The organism is Hyella patelloides LEGE 07179 (assembly GCF_900659865.1).
In the GTDB taxonomy this organism is placed as follows: Bacteria; Cyanobacteriota; Cyanobacteriia; order Cyanobacteriales; family Xenococcaceae; genus Hyella; species Hyella patelloides.
Genome location: NZ_LR214184.1, coordinates 1 through 3563, shown reverse-complemented (window position 1 = coordinate 3563; position 3563 = coordinate 1). Strand labels below are relative to the sequence as shown.

The following is a 3563-nucleotide window of genomic DNA, read 5'->3' as shown; positions in this document are numbered from 1 at the left end:
TTTAAGCGAACCGTGAGTCTGAGGAGAAGGAGCGAGGATTCAACAAATGAATTATTTTTTGATTTTCGCGCATTCGGTGAATCCGCTTTATATCATCTCCCTAGCTTAATACTTATTACTCCTAGTTAAAAATAAACTTCCAGATGCAGCCAAGATAAATGCTAAAGCAGGAGCAACTAAAGGTAACCAATAACCAAATAACAGTAAACTAAAATAACTTACATAAAGTATTGTCAAAGAGCAAAAGATTGCCACCACAATAACTAATAAAGAGTTATATTTTTTGAATAGTAAATCAGAGCAGATTCCCCCTACTGCACTGCCTATTAATCCCCAAATAGCCATCCAAAGTGATTCCAATTGATTAGGTAGCCATCTAATTAATTTTCTGCGATCTAAAACTGCGCTAATAATCTGACTGGTAGCTTGAGCATGAATTAACACTCCTGGTACTCTTGCTGATTGTTGACCTTTACTATAAAGAGTATAGTGTAAATCATTATTATGGCTTTTGACTCCGATAAAAATAATTTTTTCTTTGATCGAGTTTGATAGTTTTTGTGCTGAGGTTTCTGCTAATATTTGGCGTAAAGTAATAGTTTGGGGTGGTAAGGCACGGTAATTAAATAATATCTGATAACTTCTATTTTCTGTTTTTGGTAACTGATATGCTCCGCTATCAAACTCAATTTTAGGAAAAATAATTTTACCAATTTCTAAATAACCATTTTCAGTAAATCTACGAGGATAAATAGTTTGATTTTCTTTTTTTGCTGTGACAAGATGATCTAAATACTTAAGAGCCATCCGCAGACTTAAAGACATATCACTTTGACATTTCGTATCAGGAGACATTCCTAAGATGTGTCGGCGAATTACTCCGTCATTGTCAATTGCGATGTTAGTAAATCCTGTCTGCGTCTTAGTAATACCTGGAGGGGGTTCGATATTGGCTAAATTAGACTCTGCATTAGCAACACGACAAATAGCCACAAAATTAGATTTTTTATCAGTAATTTGGCTCAATTGAGGGGAATATGCAAAATCATGAATAATATCTGATGCGATCGCCACAGGTGCGTAAGGCTCTATTTTAGTCAACAATTTTGCTAAAGCTTCATCGGCTAAAGAACCCCGCATAGTCATTCCTTGTTGAGATTGATATTTGATATCTCGATCGTCTACTGTAATAACTAAAATTCGCTCATCTCTGGCTTCTGCTGGTCTTAAACTCAGAGCGCGGTCATAATTTTTTAACTCTGCTGCTTGTAACCATCCCATAGCTTGAGCGAACCAAACTAGACAAAAAGCGATCGCAGAAACGACAATCAAAACATTACGACCGTCATGGCGATCGCTAATACGTCTTTTCGTAATCCTTTGAGTGTTTTTTGCTCCTGTTAATTCAGACCATAAAGGAGGAGTTGCAGACTGATTTTGATACAGTACTGGTAGCCAACTACTAAAGGGATATTTTCTTTCCCATGCTTGGAGTCTTTCTCTGGCTTTACGAGTTGCTAAATGAAGAGGTTGACCATTACTATATTCTGCTAAAAAATAATCCAAAAATTTATGAGCAACAGCATCAATTATTGGTTCTCGCATCACAATTATCTGGGGTAAAGCCAATTGACCCAAAGCATAAGCCAAACCCAAACCATCACAAGAATTAAAAATTGCTAGCTGCAAGCCTTTAGCGATCGCTGTTTGTAAAGTATACTCTAAATCAGTAATCGTTAAAACATCTTGCTCGTTGAGATAAATAATACCCTGTCCTGCAATAGTTTCGCTGTGTCCAGCAAAAAAAACCAGATCCCAGCATTCCGACCATAGGCGATCGTATAATACTTCTCGTTGAGGTTCGATCAAAGGTTCGAGGTAAGTATTCTGAAGAGTCGTTAAAATTTTGAGATCTTGCTCAACATTGATTTGATGGCTACTACCAAAAATGGCTAAAATCCTAACTTGAGATTTTTGTGGAGAAACCACAAAAGGAGATACTTTTGCCACATCTAATCGACTCAAAGCAATCTCGACACGAGGATAACTTTGGACGAAATCCCATTGATTCCAAGGTAACTGATGCACTTTCTGATTATTCGTACATAGCAGCATCCTAATAGATTCTTGCGGATCGAGTTTTTCTCGTAACCACAAATTGATATCTTGGAAGCTTTCTGCTCTTAACCACCTGTGAAACTTCTTTTTTAGCTGCTCTCCCCAGAGGTTTAATTTGCTTCTGGCGTTGCTACTGGTAAAGATAACCTTTTTTCCTTTAATTCTCGTACTATTGCCTAATGAGCGATATTCTAGCTGCCAAGTCTCTAAATATTGCAGTAATTCTAATGCTGAAGGTAGTTCTCCCGATTTTCTACCACCAAAGCTTTTATCTTCAAAAAAAATTTCTACATCAACTCTAAATCCCTCAGCAAAATCTCCGTCGAGCTTAAAAACTACTAACTTCGCCATTCCAATCGGTGAAATATCATCATCAGCACCTAAATCATAAAGCTTTCTCTTTTAATTACACCATTTAAGGCAGCTTGAATACTAAAAAACTCTCCTGCTTCTCCACTCAGAAAAAATTCAATATTTTCATTGGTGGTTTTTGTTTGAGCTTGTAAGATCGGCTGTTGAGCCTCATCAAGTATTTTAATGACTAATCCTTCAGGTAAATAAGCATTTTCATTAGTCGGACAAACTTTAATAGAAATTTCTATTTCCTCATTTTCTGTAACTAATAGAGTAATAACTAAGGCAATTTTGCGGTAATTGTCTCTCTGTCCTAAATCCCATAGTTTTACTCTACTGACTCCTGCTGTTAGAGTTTCCCTGGATTCTTCCTCTGATGCTGAAGTAACAGGAATTATCCCTGTACAAAAATGCACCTTAGAAGGAGGAATCCTAAACACCATATCTGGTTGAGTTTCTCGTAAACTATCAAGGGTATTCCAACCAGCTTCTACAACTCCTGATAGCCAATCGCTCAGCTTGGGTAATAATTGTTTTTGAGGAGCTGAATTTTGCTCATACTGCTCCAAATATTCAGGTAACTCCGTTATTGGCTTTAAACGGCTTAAGGGAATTGTTGATGATGAAACTTCGGTGGCAAATCCTAATAAATAAGCTAAATTTCGCGACTGTTCTATATTCACAGCAATATAAGCTATTCGATCTGAGCTTACCTCTTCAGGAATTACCATTACTCGTTCTTCAGCTTGTATTAAGCGACACTCTAATTTTCCATAACCAGGAAGCTCCAAATCTGCTATATCTAGAAGAGTTTGCATCAAAGGATACCAACTATCGCTATTTTCTAAGCTGGTTACCCATCCCAAACATTGTAAATAAGTGTTAACCGCAGCAACCGTTAACGTATTTTGATAGACCTGCTTGGCTTTTCTTGAATTGGATTGTTGTCGCGAAAATTCCTCAGCACGAATGCGAGCCGATAACGTCAAAGGGATCTTAAATAATTCCGATTCCATCATAACTTCGATCATAGTTTCTTCTAATAACAAAAGATTATTTAGCCTTCTAGTTCTCGTTGTAATAGAGTTTGG

The 3563-nt window shown here is 37.0% G+C and carries 2 protein-coding genes; both read right to left on the bottom strand.

What is annotated here, in order from left to right:
* Positions 1–105: 105 nt before the first annotated feature.
* Positions 106–2469 carry a CHASE2 domain-containing protein gene (locus tag H1P_RS31800; protein WP_144875256.1) on the bottom strand — a complete coding sequence of 788 codons (2364 nt, stop codon included), beginning with the start codon at positions 2467–2469 and terminating at the stop codon, positions 106–108.
* 29 nt (positions 2470–2498) lie between these two features.
* Positions 2499–3563: DUF1822 family protein (locus H1P_RS31795; protein WP_222427345.1), on the bottom strand; the 1065-nt coding region annotated here is incomplete at its 5' end.

Excerpts from the sequence above, each read along its gene's own strand:
- H1P_RS31800 (WP_144875256.1), bottom strand. The coding sequence starts at position 2,469 with ATGGCGAAGTTAGTAGTTTTTAAGCTCGACGGAGATTTTGCTGAGGGA.